Origin of the sequence: Panacagrimonas perspica, assembly GCF_004364935.1 — a bacterium.
Classification (GTDB): Bacteria; Pseudomonadota; Gammaproteobacteria; order Nevskiales; family Nevskiaceae; genus Panacagrimonas; species Panacagrimonas perspica.
The window spans coordinates 89,727-108,254 of record NZ_SOBT01000011.1; the positions used below are offsets into that span (position 1 = coordinate 89,727).

An 18,528-nucleotide genomic window follows, 5' to 3' on the forward strand; every position below is an offset into this window, starting at 1 on the left:
GGGAAGTAGTAAGTAGCGTGCCTGGTGCGGCGCGCTACCCGTGAGACGAGGCGCTGTGCACGAAGGGGGTACGAGTTCATGAGTGGTCCGGCAATGAGGCTCACCATCCGGTGCGCGGAGTGATCCGTTGTCGCATCGACAATGCGTCGCCATAATCGCGGCACGCTCGCGCAGGGAAGCGAGCGCGACCACAGCGAGATCCTGCTGATGCCTGTCGGGGAGGCCGGGGTTTCCGCTCCAGATCAATCGCGCTCGAGCGTCCCTGCGACTCCTGTCGTGAAGCATGCACCCATCGTGACCAAGGTCAGTGCCAATCTGCTGCGCCGCAAAGAGATCGGCCAGGAGCGCCGCGAGCGTACGCGGGCCAAGCTGTTAGCAGCAGCGGCCCAGGTGCTGGCCGAATACGGCGAGCAGAAGGCGACGATCGATGACTTCATCCAGGCCGCCGGTGTCGCGCGGGGTACGTTCTACAACTACTACCAGACGCGCGGACAGATCCTCGATGACCTCTGGGCCGAGATCGGCCGCGATCCGTTCGTCGGCATCCAGAAGGCCTGTGCCTCGATCAAGGATCCCGCCGAACGACTGGTCACCAAGACCCGATTGATCCTGAAAACGGCCCAAGACAACACCACCTGGGGCTGGGTGGTTTTCGCGCTGTCGCTGGACATCACGACGGTCAATGCGGATCTTCTGGCGTTCCCGCGACCGGACCTCGAGGAAGGCCTGCGGAAAGGTCGTTTCAAGTTCGACGAGATCCATGCCGCAAAGGACCTGGTGGTGGGCGCATGCAGAACAGCGCTCCACGCCTTGCTGATCGAGGAGCGTTCTGAAGGATATCCGCCGGCAATTGCTGCCCTGATGCTGCGTTCCCTCGGGGTGTCTGCAACCGAAGCACAGTCCTTGGTGAAGCGGCCGCTGCCCACAATGCGCTCGCACCTTTCGCCTGCCGCGAACGGCGCGCGGCTCGGCAACCTGAGTCCTGCGTAGAGCGCAGGCATTCGCGGCGAACTCCAGCGTTCGCGCGAATCTCCGTCAGGACTGCTCGAGTGAACTCTCTCAACGCGCACGTTGCCCACCGCGCCCGCACGGCCGTAATTCCGCTCGACCTCGCGGACCGTGTCGGTTCAGACCGTAGCAACGCACCAATGACGAGGAACGTGCGGGTGGTTCCGAATTGACAGTTTTCGCTCAATTCCGATAGGGTCACGTCACTCCCGGCGGACCGTGGTCCGAACGCTGGTGGACGAGAACGACGCGACTGATCGTGTCGTTGCGATACCTGCGCACCAGAGGAGTGGGACAGCCCTCGGCTGATCTTCCATGCGAGCGAGAGAGAAGCCATGAATCTTCCCCTGACCCCCCCTTCCGGCAGTGCACGCCATCGCACTCCGGCTTCGAAGCTCGACGCCAAGCAGGTCGGCAGCATCCGCCAGATCGAGAACATCGCCGGCCAGCTCGACGGCGAGTGGACGATGATGGGAGGGCGCTGCGGACTGCAGGAGGATTTCGGTGCGTTCCGCTACCAGATGGCGTATGCCGGCTTGGCGCTGGCGCTGACCCATTTCCACCGGCTGCCCAATGCGCCGGGCGTGTTCAAGCCGATCTTCGAGAACCTGATCCGGAAGATGATGCATCCGGGCGTCTGGATGTACTGGCACTTCGTCAGCCAGGGCGGCGCGCTGACCAACGGACATCTCTGGGGGAAGTTGAAGGGCAAGTGGGACCCGGTCAAGGAAGACAACATCATGTTCAGCGCGTACCTGACGCTGCTGCCCATGCTCTACAACTACCTATTCGATGATGATCGCTACGCTCAGCCGGGTGCGCTGAAGATGTCGATCAACCCGCTCACCTTCGGTGACCGGATGGTGTTCGAGTATGACCAGCACAAGCTGAGCGACATCATTTACTGGCAGATGGTGCAGAACGGGTACCTGGGCGTGGCCTGCGAGCCAAGCTGCGTGTTCCAGATCTGCAACCAGCCCAGCATCCTGTCGTTCCGGATCGAGGACTTCATCAAGGGCACTTCTCGCGCGCAGGAAGTCACCGAGGGATACGTCAAGGCTTGGAAGGAATTTGGGTCGGTCGACGCGGGTGGCCACTTCATGGTCCACGTGGTCACCGACATCAAGATGCCCATCCCCAACGCGTTGCCGTGGTTGTGGTCGGACGCGTGGCTGGCGGCATTGATGCACTCCTGGAATCCCGAGTTCGTGCACGAGCATTACCCGGCGATGCTGCAGAAGTTCCTGATCCCGGGTCCGGACGACACCTGCGCGGTGCGGCTGTGGGAACCGTTCGAGATCCGCGGGGTCACGACCGGCGCCGATACTGCCGACTTCGGTTGGGCCGCGGTGGCGGCGGCGGAATTGGGCGACGACAAGACACTGCGCGGCCTGCTCGCTCATGCCGATCGCTTCATGAATCCAACGTGGCGCGACGGCGGTCTGCATTATCCGCGCAACGACGTGCGCTACGACGAGAATGGCATCGTCCGGCTGGTGGAGCCGATCACGTCGAACACGTTGCTGCCGTTCGCAAGACTCAACGTGCCCAACGGCCTGAACACCTTCTACAACCAGCCGTGGACGCGGGCCCACTACGCCGAGCCGCTGCTCACCGAGATCTCGAACAACGTCGACGTCGTCGAGGCGCGGTTCGATCCGTCCGCATCGGAACTGCGCTTCACGCTGAACGCACGGCAGGACCGGTCGGGTGACGCCGCCATCTCGATCTCGAACGTGTTCGAGAAGGGGCGCGGATCCTGGAAGCTGTACCGGGACGGCGTCGAGACTGCGAGCGGCGACGATGAGCGGGTCAGCCGCGCCGCGGACTTGAAGATCGAGCGACACGCGGATGTGATGGAACTCGTGGCTGCGCGCGAAGCAGCGTCCGCCTACAGCCTAGTCTGGGCCTGATTCAGTGCGAGAAGAAGGGGCGATGAACGCGCGGCGACCCCGCGAGTTAGAGGCTGTACTCGCCAATCATCAAGTGATGGGCGTCTACGGGATGCTGGTAGGGTTGATGGCCACTGCGCAGCCTGCGCTGCTCGCCTTGTGTGCAACGCGTCCGACACCTGGCAGCCTCCTTTCGCTGGCCTACATTCACCTGCGCGAGCACCTGGCAATGTTCGTCGGGATGGCCATCGCAAACTTGGTGAGCATCGCTGTGGCGTCGCGCGTCCATCGCGGGGAGCAAGGCTGGCGATATGAGACTTGGCGCGGCGCGAGATGCTTCGCGCTCATGGCGGTCGGCATGGTGGCCGGCTCGATGTTGATGGGCGGGTCGGGAATCGCAGTATTTGACGCGCCGGGGATCCCACAGGTTTCGCTGGCCATGCTCGCAGGCATCGGTATCGGCGCCCTGGCCGAGCGCCTCTGCGAACAGGGATCGCAGCGGACGGCGGCAAGGGCTCGGCAGAGGTTCGCGCGATCCGCCTTCGGAGCGCTCGCGCGATGACCTTCGTCACCGCGAAGTTCGACCTGGTCGACCACGACGGCCGACCAGTGACCGAGGCGTCTTATCGGGGGCGGTGGTTGCTGGTGTATTTCGGATTCACGCACTGTCGCGTGGTCTGCCCGCGGTCGCTGACCCGGCTATCGAACGTTCTCGGCGCACTCGCGCCCGACCTCGCGCACGTCATCCAGCCGCTCTACGTCACCGTCGACCCCAAGCGCGACACGCCCGAGGTGATGCGCGACTACCTGACGGCGCGATATCCGCTTTTCGTTGGCCTGACGGGCACCGAGGATCAGGTGGCTGCGGCGAAGGACGCGTTCAAGGTGTTCTCGCGACCCAAGCCGGATCCCGAAAATCCAGCCAACTACGATGTGCCCCACACCGCCATCACGTACTTGATCGATCCGGCAGGGGCTTACGCGACGCATTGGCCCGAGACCAGCAGCGCAGGCGACGTCGTCTCGGATCTGCAGGCTCGACTCATGATCACGGCCTCGCAGTCCTGAATCACCCGCTATGAAGTGCGCGCCCGTTCCCGCGCGTCCACATCCAGATGAGGAAAGAACGATGAAAGAAATGCCCTACGCAATGACCATCGGCGGAAAGCGGGTCTTCACCGACGCTTCCGACGCGGCGATCAACCCGGCCACGGAGAAACCGATCTGCAATTTCCCGTTGGCGACAAGAGCACATCTCGACGAGGCCGTCGAAGCGGCGCGTGTCGCGTTTCCGCAGTGGCGGGACCGTCCGCTCGCCGAGCGCCAGGCGCTCGTGACCCGTCTCGGGGACTTGGTCGAAGAGAACAAGGAAGCCTTCATCCGGCTCCTCATCACCGAGCAGGGCAAGGGCCGGGCGGGCGCTGAATGGGAGATCGGCGGCTCGATCTATTGGCTGCGCGAAGTCGCCAAGCAGTCGCTGCCGGCGGAAGTCGTCGTGGACAAGGGCGACGAGCAGATCGTGACGCGGCACACGCCGATCGGCGTCGTGGCGGGGATCACGCCCTGGAACTTCCCCTTGCTGCTGGCGGTGTGGAAGATTGCCCCGGCGCTGGTCGCGGGCAACACGATGGTATTGAAGCCGTCGCCGTTCACGCCGCTGTGCACGCTGTGGTTCGGCGAGCTGGCGCAGAGCGTGCTGCCGCCGGGCGTTCTCAACATCCTCTCGGGCGGAAACGAGCTGGGACAGTGGATGACCGAGCATCCTCACATCGGCAAGGTCGCGTTCACCGGCTCCACGGCCACCGGGCGCAAGGTGATGGCCAGCGCCGCGGCAAACCTCAAGCGTCTGACCTTGGAGCTCGGTGGAAACGATCCGGCCATCGTGCTGCCCGATGTCGATCCCAAGAAAATCGCAAAGGATCTGTTCTGGGCGTCGTTCTCGAACAGCGCGCAGTTCTGCGTCGCGTGCAAGCGCCTGTACATCCATGAGGACATCTACGACGCGGTAGCCAAGGAACTGGTCGAGTACGCCAAAACCGTGAAGGTCGGCAACGGCCTCACCGAGGGCGTCGAGCTCGGCCCGATCCAGAACCGCATGCAGTTCGAAAAGGTCAGCAACCTGCTGAAGGACTGCAAGGATCGCGGGCAGCGGTTCCTGCTCGGTGGGGATATCGCGGATGCGCCGGGTTACTTCATCCCGGTATCGCTGGTGGACAACCCGCCGGAGGACTCGCGGGTGGTGGTCGAAGAGGCGTTTGGACCCGTTCTGCCGCTGCTGAAATTCAAGGACATCGACGACGTCGTGAAGCGCGCCAACAACACGCCCTATGGCCTGGCGGCATCGGTCTGGAGCAAGGACGTTCAGAAGGCCGAGGCCATCGCGTCGCGACTGGAAACGGGCACCGTCTGGATCAACCAAGTGCACGTCTTCTCGCCTGACATCGCATTCGGCGGGCATAAGCAGTCCGGCGTCGGCATCGAGAACTCACTCCACGGGCTCGCCGAGTACTGCAACACGCAGACCTTGATGCGAAAGCCGCTGGCGGCCTGATCTTCCGCTGCATTGCTTCCGGGCGGCCGATGGCGCGCCTGGTGGGAACCCTTTTGCGCGCTTTCGGAGAAAACTGGTGCTGAACATCAAGGCGGCAGTCGTCCGTGATAAGTCGGCGGCCTTCCAGATCGAGAACCTGCGGCTCGAGTCGGCCCGTGGAGACGAGGTGCTGGTCAAGATCCACGGCGTTGGGGTGTGCCATACCGACCTGGTGGTACGCGATCAGCACCTGCCCACGCCCCTGCCGGCGGTGCTCGGCCACGAAGGATCGGGGGTGGTGGTGGCGGTCGGCGACAAGGTGAAGAAGGTTGCGCCGGGCGACCACGTGGTTCTCAGCTATGCCAGCTGCGGCACCTGTGCCAACTGCCTGAAAGGGCTGAACGGCTACTGCCCGGACCTCTACGGGCGCAACTTCTCCGGTTCACGGCCCGATGGTTCGTCGCCCTGTTGCGATGCGCATGGTAATCGCGTCAGCGCGTATTTCTTCGCGCAGTCCTCTTTTGCCGACCACGCCATCGCGTCCGAGCGCAACACGGTCAAGATCCGCAAGGACGTGCCGCTGGAATTGATGGGTCCGCTGGGTTGTGGAATTCAGACCGGCGCGGGCGCCGTGATGAATGCGCTGAAACCATCGGCGGGGAGCAGCATCGCCGTATTCGGCGCGGGCTCGGTTGGATTGTCGGCCGTCATGGCGGCGCGAGTGGTGGGCTGCACCACCATCATCGCTGTCGACCTCAACGCGGAGCGACTCGCGCTGGCCAGTGAGCTCGGTGCTACTCACGTCGTCAACGCGGCGTCCGAGAATGTGCACGAGCGGATCACCGCACTCACTGGCGGCGAGGGCGTGCAGTTCTCGCTCGAATGCACCGGCGTGCCCAAGGTCGTGCGCCAGGCGGTCGACGTGCTTCGCCTGACCGGCGTATGCGGCGTCATCGGGGTGGCGCCGCTGGGCACCGAGATCACACTGGACATGAACGCGATCCTGTTCGGACGCTCGGTCCGCGGAATCATCGAGGGCGACAGCATTCCCGACGTGTTCATTCCGCAGCTGGTCGATCTCTGGCAGCAGGGGCGATTTCCGTTCGACAAGCTGGTGCGTTTCTTCCCGCTGGCGCAGATCAACGAGGCCGTGCACGCCTCGGAGAGCGGCCAAGTGCTCAAAGCCATCCTGCGACCCTGACCGCCCTGGCGCTAATCCTTCGCTGCGATCGGCTCTCGCCGACGCTGTGCCAGATGGCGTCACTTGACTTCGAGGAGCCTGCAGCATGATCACTGCGAGAGACATCGACTATCACCACTGTAACGAGGTCGATCACGAGTGGGCCGAGACGAACTTCTTCGGGTTCTACATCCCGGAGGAACGCCTGCTCGGCAGCATCTACACGGTGGCGCGCGCGGGCACCGGTGCTTGCGCCTCCGAGTTCATCGTCTATCGCGGGCTATCGCAAGATCGAATGAACGTCGTGCACTACGACGTTCAAGAGCACCTGCCGCTGCCGAAGAGTCTGGCGGACTACCGGCTGCCAAACGGGATGCAGGTGCGCGCGGTGAACGCGCCGCGGGACTATCGCATTGAGTACACGGGCCGCGAGGGGACGGAACTCAAGCTCGACTACACCGGCTTAATGGAACCCTTTGACATCCACGATGCAAGCCAGAACGCGCGCGCCGCCAAGACCGATTCCGCGCGCGCTGCCGGCTCGAGCTTCGGCGAAGCCTACAAGGGTCACTTTGACCAGACCTCGCACGCGACCGGATCGCTGAAGCTCGGCGGCCGTACGTTCGCGATCGACTGCATCGACACGATGGACCACAGCTGGGGCCCGCGTCCCGAATACGGGATGAAATCCCAATGCTGGTTGCACGGACACTTCGGCCCTGACCTGGTGGTGCACCTGATTCTTTCGTTCAAGCCCTGGGCCGCGCGCGAGCAGCAGTACGAACTTGCACACGGATACGTGCTGCGCGACGGAGCCGTGCATGCCGTCACGCGGGCGACTGTCGTGGCCGACCGGGTGAATTTGCAGGGCATCGCCATGTCGGTGGACGTCACCGACTGCACCGGGCGTTCGGTCTCGATGCGGGGAGGCGCAATCGCTGGCGGCGCCTGGCCGGCCTACCTGACGCTGCACACCCACAACACCCTGCACCAGTGGACGACCGACTCCGGCCAGCTTGGCTACGGCGTGGTGCAGGAGAACTGGCCGATGGACAAGATCGCGGCGCGAAACCTCGCAGCGATGCTCGGCACGCCGGCGTGAGCAGCGCAAGCCGTGTGACGCTGCGCAGTGACCCCGCGGGCGGGCACCCGCTGGTCGATCGGGAAGCTGACTTGACGCCGACATGGCTGACAGCAGTGCTGCGGGGGATCGGCGCCTTGCCCAAAGGCGAAGTGACCGCGGTACGCAGCGAGCCGGTCGGCCATGGGCTGGTAGCCACCACGCGACGGCTGCACCTGTCCTATGACACGCAAACTCTGGCCCCGTCGACGCTCGTGGCAAAGATGACGTCGGTCGACGAGGCCAGCCGCAAGGCCGGGGCGGCCCTGGGCGTATACGAAAAAGAGGTCCGCTTCTACCAGGACATCGCACCACGCATCGGCGCAGCCGTAGCTCCGGCGCTGTTCGCCGACGTGGATCACTTGGGCGAGCGCTTCCTGCTACTGATGGACGACCTGTTCCCGGCCCGATCGGGCGAGCAAATCGCCGGCTGTAACCTGGAGGATGCAGCGGCTGTGCTGGATGCCGCCGCCGCCATCCACGCCCCTTTCTGGGGCCGAACACAGATCGACGAGTTGCCGTGGATCGATCGTGCGCGCGACGTCGCCCTCTACGTGCAGGGCTACCGCGCCGCCATCGACCCGGTGCTGCAGCGCTTTGAACATTCACTACGTCCCGAGGTTCCGAATGTGATCTGCCGGCTTGGCGAGGGCCTTGACCGGTATTACGCCGCACAACCGCGTCCGTGGACCGTCACCCATCAGGACTTCCGCCTCGACAACCTGCTGTTCGATGCCAAGAACGGTGCAATGCCCGTCGCCGTGCTCGATTGGCAGACCGTGCGCATCGGCCCCGGCGTGAGCGATGTGGCTTATTTCATCGGCGCAGGACTTCCGCTGGAAACACGTCGGACCCACGAGCGCGATCTGCTCGAGCGCTATCGGGAGAGTCTTCGGGCCCTGGGTGTCGACAGCCTTCCCTCGGCCGAGGTGTGGCAGCAATACAGGCGCTTCGCGGCCGAAGGCTTGATCACCGCCTTGTTGGGCGCGTCGATGGTCACGCCCACCGAACGAGGAGATCGTCTCTTCACAACGATGATCGAGCGCCATGCCCAGCACATGATCGACCTGGATACCCTTTCGCTGATGGGTTGATCGGCCCCGCTGGCGCCGATCAAACCGGTTTTATCCCCGTCAGCGATGCGCGCGCGGAAATCTCGATCCAATTGCCGTCGGGGTCTTTCACGAGCCCATAGCGGGCAACGTCCCTGAAACTCACGGCCTGGCGGGCGACGCGGCCGCCTCGCGCTGCGATCTCGCGCAGGGCCTGGTCCGCATCGAAGATCTGCACGGTGAGGTATCGATACCCCGGTCCGATGAAATCCTCCGTGTCGCTGCCACCCGGACCCCGCTCGACGAAAATGAGGGTGTCGCCAGCGCGCACGGTTCGCTCGTCGACGCGATCGAATTCCAACACGTCGCAATAGAAGGCCGTCAGTCGGTCGGGGTCGGGCGAGCGTACCGTGATGCCGATCCGCACCAGCCCATGGGTTCCCCGCGCGACCGTCCTTACGGCATTGCCGTCGGCGTCTCGCGCACTCAGCGGTGGGCCGTCAGTGACGATGCTCAATCCCACGTATCCCGACGGTGGAAGCACAGGCAGTCGCTCGCTGCGGTGATTGACCTTGATCACCGAGCCCCAAGCATCGAAGCGATGCTGGACCCACCCGGGGCCCATCTCCAACTCGTGGTCGAGTCGCAGACCGACCGTGTCGGTCCAGAAAGCGCGCTGCTCCTGAATGCCATTGGTGAACAGGCCGAGGTCTAGATGCGGTTTCGCCAGTCTCATGTCAGCTGCCGCTGCGCCCTCCAACAGGGCGGGACCGTCACGATCTCAGAAATACATCATCAATCCAAGTTGACACGAAACGTACAACTGCATACCGTGACGCATATGACGGGATGAGTGCCCCGAATACTCGGGAGCACTCGGATTACGCGCTCGAACCGATGAGAGACGCGCATTCACGAACGAGGAGAAACGTCGGATGAACAGCTCTGTCGGCGAACTGATCCGCTCCGCCGCATCCGCTTATCGAAACAAGGTCGCGCTGGTATTCGAGGACGAGCGTTGGACGTTCGCCGAGCTGGACCGGGCATCGTCCCAGCTGGCGGGTCGGCTTGCTCATTTGGGCGTGGTCCAGGGCGAGGTGGTATCGCTCTACTCTCCCAACTGTCCGGAATGGATCATCGGCTACTACGCGGTGATGAAACTCGGGGCGGTGGTGAACCCGCTGAACCTCATGCTGACGCCCGACGAAGCCGCCTTCGCGATGAGCGACTGCAGTGCGGTGGCGGTGATTGGGTCAGCCGATAAGCTCGACGCGCTGCTTCCTGTGCTGGCAAAAACGAAGCTGCGTCACCGCATTTCCTACCGCGGCAAGGCCCTGAACGGGACGCTCGATTTCGACGAGCTTCTCCAGGGCGACACGGTGCAGGCGGCCCATGCACTGATCCAGGCGGACAGTGCCTCGACCATCGCCTACACATCGGGAACGACGGGGCATCCCAAGGGCGCCGTACTGACGCACCGCGGCATCATGTTGAACACCGCGATGACGGCGACCCTTCACCTGCGCACGTCGTCGGATGTGGTGGTCAGCGCTCTGCCGTGCTCACACGTGTACGGCAACATCGTGATGAACGCTGCGATTGCGTACGGCATGACCTTGGTCCTGCACGCCAGCTTCGATGCCGGCCGGATCCTCGAGAGTATCCAAACCCATCGGGCCACGATCTTCGAAGGCGTCCCCACGATGTACATGTACCTGCTCGAGGCCCCGAAGCTTCAGACCGCGGACCTATCTTCCTTGCGCTGCTGCACGGTGGGCGGCCAGACGATGCCGGAAGCCAAGATGCGGCAGGTGATCGAGCGGTTCCGGTGCCCCCTCATCGAACTGTGGGGAATGACCGAACTGGGTGGACTGGGTACGACGCATTCGGCGTACGGTCCACAGGTCCTGGGCAGCATCGGCGTGGCGCTGCCGCACCTCGAAGCGCGGGTCAGCGACCCGGAGGCGCCGGACCAAGTGGTCGCGCTCGGCGAGGTCGGCGAGCTGCAGATCCGCGGCCCAATGGTCATGCGCGAGTACCTCAATCGACCGGACGCCACGGCGCAAACGCTAACGCCCGATGGCTGGCTGCGTACCGGTGACCTGGCGCGCATGGAGCGCGATGGCTATCTCTACGTCGTCGACCGCCTAAAGGACATGATCATCACCGCCGGCTTCAATATCTACCCGGCGGAACTCGAACGCGTCATCGCAGCCCATCCCGATGTTGCGCTGGTCGCGGTGGGGAGCATCGCGGACGACCACAAGGGCGAACTAGCGAAGGCGTACGTGGTCCGCCGTCAGGGCTCCACCGTCGACGCAGATACGCTCGAGAAGCATTGCCGCGAGCGACTGGCGTCCTACAAGGTCCCTCGGGCCTGGCAGTTCGTCAGCGACGTGCCCAAGACCAGCAGCGGAAAAATCATGCGGCGGATGCTGCACACGATCCCCGCACAGGTCTGATGACTTTCAACGGGAGTGTCCCGCCGTCCCACTGCAGCGAAGCGCAGGGGCACGAGCGGCGACCGTCCACCCCAAGGCGAGTGATTATCCCGGACCTCGCACTGTGGACTTCGCATCGGGATCAAGAGGAGAGAGCGTGATGACGAACGATCAGGTCGACTACGACAAGATTTTCCGCCTGGACGGCAAGGTTGCCCTGGTCACTGGCGGTGCACGAGGCATCGGTGCCGAAGTGTGCCGGGCTCTGGTCGCCGCTGGCGCGAAGGTTATGGCGACGGATCTGCTCGAAGAGCGAGGCCGGGCGATGGTCGAGGCTCTCAAGCAGACAGGCGCGCATGCTGCATTCCGCAAACAGGATGTTCGCGACGAGGCGCAGTGGGAGGCCACGGTGGCCGCGACGCTGGAACTCTTCGGCGGGCTGGATATCCTGGTCAACAACGCCGGCGTCGAAGACCTGACATTCCTCACCGACACGAAAGTCGCTGACTTTCAGAATGTCATCGCCGTCAACGTCACCGGTGTATTCCTGGGTTGCAAGCACGCGGTGCGGGTCATGCGGCCGGGTGGTGAAGCCGGTCGGGGCGGATCGATCATCAATGTGTCCTCCGCGGCCGGGCTGGTCGGCTTCCCGGCGCTCCACGGCTATACGGCGTCCAAGGGCGCAGTGCGGCTGATGTCGAAGTCGGTTGCCGTGGAATGCGGAAGACTAAAACAAGGGGTGCGCTGCAATTCTCTCCACCCGGGCCTGATCAAGACCGAGTTGACCGATGTCTGGCTCGCCAAGTTCGTCGATCTGGGTCTGGTGGAGTCCGCGGAAGCTTCGCGCGCAGCGTTCGTTGCGGGCATTCCCATGGGCCATGGCGGCGTCACGTCGGACATCGCAGCCGGCGTGCTCTACCTCGCCAGCGATGCTGCGCGTTACGTGACTGGCACCGAGCTGATCATCGACGGCGGGTACACCGCGACCTGAGTCGCAGCGCCGGTGCTGCCCGTCGATCTGAGAGCTTCACGGCGGTCTCGAATCGCGATGCGGGCGTTCATTTCAGTTAGAGACCTGAGATCTCGATGAATCTATCCAAGCAGCTGGCGGCAGTCGCTTTGGCCGTCGCAGCGCCGCTGGTGTCGGCGCAGACCGTGGTCGACGACAAGGCGCTCGCCGACGAATCGCAGGGCGCCAACTGGTTGAGCTACGGCCGTACCTACAGCGAGCAGCGCTTCAGCCCGCTGACGCAGATCGACACGAAGAATGTGGGCAAGCTCGCACTCGAGTGGCAACTGCCGCTGCCCAATGACACGTCGCTGCTGGCCACACCGCTCGTCGTCGACGGCGTGATGTACTTCACTGGCACCTGGAACGTCACCCGTGCAGTGGACGCGCGTAGCGGCAAGCTGCTGTGGGAATACGACCCGAAGGTCATCGAACACTCCGGCGACCGGCTGCGCATCTACTGGGGCACGAGCCGCGGGCTCGGTTACTGGAAGGGCAGTGTCGTCATTGCCACCACCGATGGGCGCGTGATCGCACTCGATGCGAAGGACGGCAAGGCGAAGTGGTCGGCGCAGAGCACCGATGTGAATTCGCACTTCTACATCTCCGGCTATCCGAAGATATTCCACGGCAAGGTGCTGGTCGGAAACGGGGGAACCGAGCACGGCGCCGCACGCGGCTACGTCACGGCCTACGACATCGAGACCGGCAAGCAGGCGTGGCGCTTCTACATCGTGCCCGGCAATCCGGCGGACGGCTTCGAGGACGCGGCTCAGGAGATGGCGGCCAAGACCTGGACCGGCGAGTGGTGGAAGCACGGCGGCGGCGGCAACACTTGGAATGGTTTTACGTACGACGCCGAGTTCAACCAGATCCTGATCGGCACCGGCAACGGCTCGCCGTGGAACCGCAAGGTGCGCAGCCCAGGCGGTGGCGACAACCTGTTTCTCTGCTCGATCGTCGCGCTCGACGCCGACACCGGAAAGTACAAGTGGCACTACCAGACCACGCCCGGCGAGACCTGGGACTACAACTCGAGCATGGACATCGTGCTCGCGGACCTGAAGGTCAAGGGCAAGACGGTCAAGGCGCTGATGCACGCGCCGAAGAACGGCTTCTTCTACGTGATCGATCGCAACAACGGGAAGCTGATCTCTGCAGACAAGATCGCGAAGGTCACGTGGGCCAGCCACATCGATCTGAAGACCGGACGGCCGGTCGAAATGGAAGGGCAGCGCTACGAGAAGGGTTCCGCCGTGGTATGGCCGAGCGCTTTTGGCGCGCACAACTGGCACGCCATGTCGTTCAACCCGAAACTGGGCCTGATGTTCGTGCCCAAGGTCGAGATGCCGGGCAAGTACGACGACTCGAAGAACCAGTTGATCGACTGGCAATCGCCGAAGACGAGCTTCGACCCCGCCGTCGACGCGGGTTTCGGTAGCGACATTCCCAAGGGCTCGGGCATCAGCGCGCTGATCGCGTTCGACCCGCTCAAGGGCAAAAAGGTATGGGAAGTTCCGCTCGACGGATTCTGGAACCCGGGCACGATGGCCACTGCTGGCGATCTCGTCTTCCAGGGCCGCGCGAATGGCACCTTCGCCGCGTACGACGCCAAGACGGGGAAGGAGCTTTGGAGCCGATTCCTGGGGCTGGGCATCTCGGCACCGCCGATCACTTACTCGGTGGATGGCAAGCAGTACGTATCGATCCTCGTCGGCTGGGGCGGAGCCGCCATCAGTATCGCTGGTGGCTCGGCGAATGCGCAGTATGGGTGGGCCTATCGGGCCCAGACGCGCCGGCTGTACACGTTCTCGCTCGATGGCAAGGATGCAATGCCGGTGTTCGAGCCCCAGGTCTTTCCCAAGCCCATCATTCCGACCGACTTCACCTTGGAGCCCGAGCGGGTTGCGAAAGGCAAAGCGGTGTATGTGTCGCATTGCCTGATGTGCCACGGCGCGGGCGTGGTCTCGGGCGGCGGCGCGCCGGATCTGCGCGCCTCTCCCATCCCATTAGCGCACGACTCGTTGAAGGCCGTTGTCGTGAAGGGAGCGTTGCGGTCGAGAGGCATGCCGCAGTTCGCCGAGATCACGGACGACGAACTGGACTCGTTGCAGCATTTCATCCGCAGTCAGGCCATCGCGACAGCGAACGGGCTAAAGGATGGTGAGGAGCCGAAAAGCGGCGTCGCGCCGACGGCGTCGCCAGCGAAGGGGGCCGAGGGATGAGGCGGCAGCTTCGCCAGGAATGCGGTTTCTCGTCGACGCGCCCTGAGGTCGGGGCAGAGGCCGGTGATGGGCTCGCCGACCGCGTCCGAGACCCTGCAAAACTTTCCGACCTCGATCTTCGAGAAGGCGACATCGGATGGATTCTCTTTTCAGATGCACTCCAGTCCCTGGTGTCCGGCGATCGCGGCATCACCAAGGCGATGCAGCCAGAGCCGGTAGATCATAGGGCCACGTTCGACATCAGCTGGGCGTTCTACCGGCACAACATCGGGGAAACGTTTGTACTGCGCCCGCGGAGGTATGGGTCGATTTGAGAGGCCGCGCTTTTGGGTAGCTCGAAGCGGACGTTCGCCACAGTCTGCAGATGGCACAGAAGCGACGGTTGGTGATCAACACAAAGCGGCCGACCGTTAGGCCCTATTGGTCAGAACGTGCGGGACACCGACACGCGCCAGTTTCGCGGCTCGCCGGGTGTCACGCGATCGACGCAGCAGGCGTCCGGGAAGTAGCGCTCGTCGAACACATTGCCCACGTTGAGCCTCGCTTTCCAGGCTTGCCAGCGATAGGAAAGTCCAGCATCCACAATCGTGTAGCTGGGAAGCTTGAACAAAGAGAGATCGTCGGATTCGCCATCGCCGTCCAGATCTTCTGGAAACAGTGTGGCGCTCTTGCGGTCGTTGTAGAGCAGGGCGGCGTCGATGCCCAGATTGACGAGCAGCCCGGAGGGCACAACGTACTCGCCGAACAGGTTTACGCCGTTGCGCGGTACGTTGGGAAGCAAAGTGCCTTCCTCGAAAAAGTTGTCCTTCGTGATCTCGGCGTCGAGATAGGCATAGGCGACCGATAGCGTCGTGGACGAGTAAGGACGCCACGTGCCTTCGATCTCGAACCCGCGGCTGCGTTGCTCGCCGCTGACCACGGAAAAAACGCCGGGAAAGTCGGGATCATCGGTCGCTACGTTCTGACGGGTGAGTTCGAACACCGACACCATCCCGTTGAGCGTTCCATCGGCGCGGGTGACCTTGAGCCCGCCCTCGATGTTGCGGCCCGTTTCCGGCGGCAACGGTGATTCGCCGACGACCTCGCCTTGTTCATCGCGTACGGCTGAGAACAGACCAATCTGCGGCGTGAACGACTTCGACCAGGTGGCGTAGAGCGCCGCGCCCGGGACCACGGTAAACGTTGCGCCGAGGCGAGGACTGGTCTTGTAGTCGGTGACATCATCGGACACCGCCTTGTCGCGGCGAAGTCCGGCGGTGAAGGTGATGCGCTCGCCGATCTCGATGTGATCCTGCAGGTAATACCCGACCTGGCGCGACGCGCCCGAGCCGGAATAGGCGGACGCCGGGTCGTGGACCAGTGGCGCGGAGTAATCCGGATCAAACAAGTCCAACGGATTGGCCGCCGAGTCGAAGTTGCCGCCTTCGTCCGCGAAGCTGTTCTTGTTACGGCGGCTGTCGACGCCGACCAGCACGTTATGACGTACGGTACCGGTAGCGAATTTGAAGCCCAATCGGTTGTCGAATGCGAAGTCGTTGTCCTTCTGGCGGAAAGGTCCATAGACGTAGCGGCCCAAGGTCGTGCCCTGCTGCACACCATCGACCACTTGGTTGTCGACGAATCCTCCGACGAACACCCAGTCGTTCCAGTACACCTTGGATTGCGCGCGGCGCAGCGTTTGGTGGAAGGAGACCGCGTCGTTGAACGCGTGATCGAACACGTATCCGAAGTACTTGCGATCCTGGTTGATGACGGCGCGTTGGTCGTCCGCATCGTTGACGGAGAAGTCTCTCGGGGTCTTGCCGTTGGCGTGGGGCAGGACCGTGCCCCATGCCGACACGGGAGACCAGGGATTGTCGCGGTCCCGTTGGTAGCGTCCCAGGAAAGTGAACTGCGTCCCGGGCTGAATCACCCAGGTCAGCGAAGGTGCGACGAAAACGCGCTCCTCCCGGGAGTAGTCCACGAAATCGTCGGTATCTCGGTAGAGCAGGTTGACGCGACCCAGCAGGTTGCCGGAGGCGGTGAGCGGCGCATTGGCATCGAGCGTCGATTCGAACCGTCCGTAGGAGCCGGTCGCAACGCCCACGTCGACGAACCGGTCGTTGCGCGGGCGCTTGCTGACGAGGTTGACGATGCCGCCCAAAGGCGCTGCCCCGAACAGCATCGACGCGGGTCCCTTGACCACTTCCACTTGCTCGAGTCCGGCGAGTTCGTTGTTGGTACCGGCGACGTTGCTGGTCAGCAAGCCATCGAGGTACACGCTTCCATAGGCGGCGTCGAAGCCACGGATCTGATACGAGTCGAAAAAGCCGTAGGTACTGCCCTGCGAGACGCCCGCCACCGAGCGCAGCGCGTCGCCGAGCCGCGTAATGCCGCGCGCTTCGATCGTGTCGGCAGTGATCACCGAAATCGCCTGCGGTGTTTCGATCAGCGGGATGTCGGACTTGGCGGCTCCGGCTACGACGGTGGGCGACGGGCCGTTCTTCTCTCCCGTGACCACGATGGTCTCGGGCTCCGGGTCGGACCCGTCGTTCTGCGCCAAGATCTCTGGTCCCTCAGGGTCCTGCGCCATCGCGCACGCGGCCATCACTGCGCATGCCGCCGCCCCGATCCTGATCAAACGCATGTCTTCCCCGGTAATGTCGTGCGGGCCCGCGCAAGAGGCAGGCATCGATCACTGAACGCTGGGGTGGCGGGCGCTGGTGGCGCCGGGCTGCCGGAGTGCCGTGTAGAACGGCGACTCCTGAGCTCAGATGAGAAATATTCTCACCAAGAACGGGCCATTCGGCAAGCCATCTCGTTCGGAAAGACCCTCATCAGTTGGGGAACTAGCATCCCAGGGAGCAGACACTTGCTACAGATCGCTTCTGGCACCAATGCGACGGTCGCTGACCAGCCCCAAGCGATCACAAGGCTAGGACTGCTGGCCTTCCCGAAAGCGGTCGCTCGTGGCCTGCGGCGGCAGATCTGCTGCTACTAGGAGAACGAATCGCAGCTAATCAAAGATTGGAAACGCACACTCCAGCCAAAGCAGGTTGTTGTCCGATCCGTTGCGAACGCTCGATTCCTGGTGGTATTGCACGACGATCGCGGCAGCCGGACTCATCCAGAAAACAAGTTTCGGACCGATCGCGAACTTGCGGGTGCGTCCGCCGCCAGGAACGCGTTCACCGTCGATCTTGTCGTCTTGGAGCCCATCGGTGAAATATCCGCTGACCCCGAGGTCCCAGCGCTTGTCGGCGAATGGGCGGTATCCCAATCCGTAGGTGAGGCTCGCTTGGTCACCGGACTGATAGTCGGTCGTCTTGTTCTTGCCCTTGAACTCGACGGTGCCGTTCAGCGAAAAGTCCACGTTGGGGGTCGGAGTCCAGGTGCTGTTGAGCTCGTAGGCGATGGACCGGTGATTCTGAGTGGTGTTGTCGAGCGCTCCGGCTTCATAGGGTCCGAGGGGAAAGTAGAACAGCGGGCCGGCTAGGAAGCGCCACTTGCCGAACGAGCGACTGAGATGGAGCGGTTCGATGGCCAGCAGGGTGCCGCCGGTATTCTTGAAGCTGTCGTCCCCTGCGTCGACCTTGAGGGCGACCCCCTGGACAACGCCGCCAGTGCTGAGGTCGAAGCCTGCCCATTGGGTCGACCAGGTATGTACGACTCGTGGAGCGACCGCCAAGGCCTCCACGCTCAAGCCGGGAATCCGATCTCCGTCATCGTCCCGCACGCTGTTTGCATCGACGTACAGGGCGTATCCGTAGAACGACGTCTTTCCGGGCGCCGGAAGGTAGGCGGCGTAGGTGGTCTGGGCACCGTAGGGAAAATTTGAAAGACCGTTCTCCGCAGCCATCGACGGCACGGCGACAAGACTCAGGAACCACAACGCGAGTGCGGCGCGATGACGCGGAGCTGGGATCGAAATCAACACGTGGATCAACTCCCGGACAGAATCAGTGGGTGATGCGTGGTAGCGCCCGATATAGGGCATCTAACGCCCCTCCTTACTACCCATGCGGGTAATTCAGCAATAGGCGACGTTCCCCGCCATCGGTAGCGCACGGCATGGGCACCGCGCCACGTGCG

14 protein-coding genes are annotated in these 18,528 nt (G+C 63.4%); 11 read left to right on the top strand and 3 right to left on the bottom strand.

The window, feature by feature from the left end; genetic code table 11:
• Positions 1-141: 141 nt before the first annotated feature.
• The 8 genes from DFR24_RS19965 to DFR24_RS19995 all read left to right on the top strand — a co-directional run bounded on the left by DFR24_RS19965 (position 142) and on the right by DFR24_RS19995 (position 8,824).
• A complete protein-coding gene (locus DFR24_RS19965; RefSeq protein WP_133883216.1) occupies positions 142-990 on the top strand; it encodes a TetR/AcrR family transcriptional regulator in 849 nt (282 codons plus the stop codon).
• A gap of 353 nt (positions 991-1,343) precedes the next feature.
• Positions 1,344-2,921, top strand: a complete 1,578-nt coding sequence (locus tag DFR24_RS19970) for a linalool dehydratase/isomerase domain-containing protein (RefSeq protein WP_133883217.1) — start codon at positions 1,344-1,346, stop codon at positions 2,919-2,921.
• Between the two features lie 22 nt (positions 2,922-2,943).
• Positions 2,944-3,462, top strand: coding sequence for a hypothetical protein (locus DFR24_RS19975; RefSeq protein ID WP_133883218.1), 519 nt, complete (start codon positions 2,944-2,946; stop codon positions 3,460-3,462).
• Positions 3,459-3,968 carry an SCO family protein gene (locus DFR24_RS19980; RefSeq protein WP_133883219.1) on the top strand — a complete coding sequence of 170 codons (510 nt, stop codon included), beginning with the start codon at positions 3,459-3,461 and terminating at the stop codon, positions 3,966-3,968. Before DFR24_RS19975 ends, DFR24_RS19980 begins: the two co-directional genes overlap by 4 nt.
• Before the next feature lie 61 nt (positions 3,969-4,029).
• Positions 4,030-5,451 (top strand): aldehyde dehydrogenase family protein, encoded by a 1,422-nt coding sequence (locus DFR24_RS19985; protein WP_133883220.1) that lies wholly within the window; start codon positions 4,030-4,032, stop codon positions 5,449-5,451.
• Between the two features lie 76 nt (positions 5,452-5,527).
• Entirely contained in the window at positions 5,528-6,631 is a 1,104-nt protein-coding gene (locus DFR24_RS19990; protein WP_133883221.1) for an NAD(P)-dependent alcohol dehydrogenase, read from the top strand.
• A gap of 85 nt (positions 6,632-6,716) precedes the next feature.
• Positions 6,717-7,712, top strand: a complete 996-nt coding sequence (locus DFR24_RS24530; RefSeq protein WP_162851335.1) for a DUF7064 domain-containing protein — start codon at positions 6,717-6,719, stop codon at positions 7,710-7,712.
• Complete coding sequence (locus tag DFR24_RS19995) at positions 7,709-8,824, top strand: phosphotransferase family protein (RefSeq protein WP_162851336.1); 1,116 nt, start codon at positions 7,709-7,711, stop codon at positions 8,822-8,824. Before DFR24_RS24530 ends, DFR24_RS19995 begins: the two co-directional genes overlap by 4 nt.
• A 19-nt stretch (positions 8,825-8,843) precedes the next feature.
• On the opposite strand, the gene DFR24_RS20000 is transcribed toward DFR24_RS19995, so the two are convergent.
• A complete protein-coding gene (locus DFR24_RS20000) occupies positions 8,844-9,518 on the bottom strand; it encodes a VOC family protein (RefSeq protein ID WP_133883223.1) in 675 nt (224 codons plus the stop codon).
• Between the two features lie 199 nt (positions 9,519-9,717).
• Here DFR24_RS20000 and DFR24_RS20005 point away from each other — a divergent pair, with 199 nt between their 5' ends.
• The 3 genes from DFR24_RS20005 (at position 9,718) to DFR24_RS20015 (ending at position 14,457) form a co-directional block, all read left to right on the top strand.
• Positions 9,718-11,244 carry a class I adenylate-forming enzyme family protein gene (locus DFR24_RS20005; RefSeq protein WP_133883224.1) on the top strand — a complete coding sequence of 509 codons (1,527 nt, stop codon included), beginning with the start codon at positions 9,718-9,720 and terminating at the stop codon, positions 11,242-11,244.
• 139 nt (positions 11,245-11,383) lie between these two features.
• Positions 11,384-12,214 carry a glucose 1-dehydrogenase gene (locus DFR24_RS20010; RefSeq protein ID WP_133883225.1) on the top strand — a complete coding sequence of 277 codons (831 nt, stop codon included), beginning with the start codon at positions 11,384-11,386 and terminating at the stop codon, positions 12,212-12,214.
• Between the two features lie 95 nt (positions 12,215-12,309).
• Entirely contained in the window at positions 12,310-14,457 is a 2,148-nt protein-coding gene (locus DFR24_RS20015) for a PQQ-dependent dehydrogenase, methanol/ethanol family (protein WP_133883226.1), read from the top strand.
• Between the two features lie 424 nt (positions 14,458-14,881).
• On the opposite strand, the gene DFR24_RS20025 is transcribed toward DFR24_RS20015, so the two are convergent.
• Together DFR24_RS20025 and DFR24_RS20030 are read right to left on the bottom strand one after the other, a co-directional pair.
• Positions 14,882-17,083 carry a TonB-dependent siderophore receptor gene (locus tag DFR24_RS20025; protein ID WP_210772401.1) on the bottom strand — a complete coding sequence of 734 codons (2,202 nt, stop codon included), beginning with the start codon at positions 17,081-17,083 and terminating at the stop codon, positions 14,882-14,884.
• Between the two features lie 369 nt (positions 17,084-17,452).
• On the bottom strand, positions 17,453-18,433 hold the full coding sequence (locus DFR24_RS20030) for a SphA family protein (RefSeq protein WP_133883228.1): 981 nt from the start codon (positions 18,431-18,433) through the stop codon (positions 17,453-17,455).
• Positions 18,434-18,528: the final 95 nt, after the last annotated feature.